We start from the raw sequence: 1,138 nt of genomic DNA on the forward strand, positions 1-1,138 counted from the left end.
CAGAGTTCACTTCATGCAAACATTCTTGCGCGGAGTGCATGTTGTTTTCAGAGATAACGTTCAGCTCAGTGATTGAGTCGCTAACTTGGTTCATCACAATGCCTTGCTCTTCAATCGCAGAAGCAATGCGCTCTGAGTTGCCTTGAATCGCGTGCATGTCCGTGATGATTTGCTGGAGGCTTGCGTCTAATTGTTCAGATGCACTCAGGGTTTGCTGACCTTGTTCGTTACATTGATCAATATCGGAAACCACCATCGACATCTGCGCTTGGATGTCCATCACCACTCGCGTGATCTCTTCCGTTGATTGATGTGTACGGCTCGCAAGAGCGCGAACTTCATCTGCAACCACGGCAAATCCACGTCCTTGCTCACCCGCACGAGCCGCTTCGATAGCCGCGTTAAGTGCAAGCAAGTTCGTTTGTTCAGCAATGTCTTGAATGATGTTCACCGCACCGCCAATTTTATCGACGTGTTGGTTCAATGAGCCGATAGACTGTTGGCTGTTCGATAGGATACCCGTCAGTTGACCAACATTCGTCACGGTCATTTCTACGACAGAGCGACCTTGTTCGGCGTTAGTCGCGGCTTGGTGAACACCTTCAACCGCAACCGATGTGCTTTCAGAAATTTCACCGATAGTGGCAACCATCTGCTGCACGGCCGTCGCCATAGAAGCGGTGTGATCAGTCTGTGCGTGGAACTGTTCCATAACACCTTCAAGCTCACGATGCATGTTGTCCGTGCTCGCTGTTAACTGCATCGATTTTTCTTGTGTGTTGTGGATCAAACGCTCTAGCTTTTCGAGCAGATCGTTGAGATGGTGGCTGATATCAAACAGTTCATCCTTACCTGCAAGATCAGAGCGTAAGCCCATGTTATTGCTTTCGCTGATGTTCTTAATCGTTGCTAGTAAGCTACCAACACGAACGTTGATAGAGCGAGAAATTTGCCAAATCAGCGCAAAAATCACTACTAAGATGAACGCAGTAATAGCTTGCTTGATGCTTGCCATTTTTTCATCGCGTTGGGTTGCGGCAGAATCAATCGATGATGAGAAAGCTTCAAACTGCTCTTCCACGGCGTGAGATAGCGCGCGAGTTTCGCCCAGTAAACCTTTGTTGTACGCCACACCAAT

Annotated in this window: 1 protein-coding gene; it reads right to left on the minus strand. The window is 48.3% G+C overall.

Features of this window, described 5'->3' with window-relative positions:
• Positions 1–1,138: methyl-accepting chemotaxis protein (locus R7P67_RS25665; protein ID WP_318086430.1), on the minus strand; the 1,138-nt coding region annotated here is incomplete at both ends.

The organism is Vibrio sp. Vb0937, from assembly GCF_033338855.1.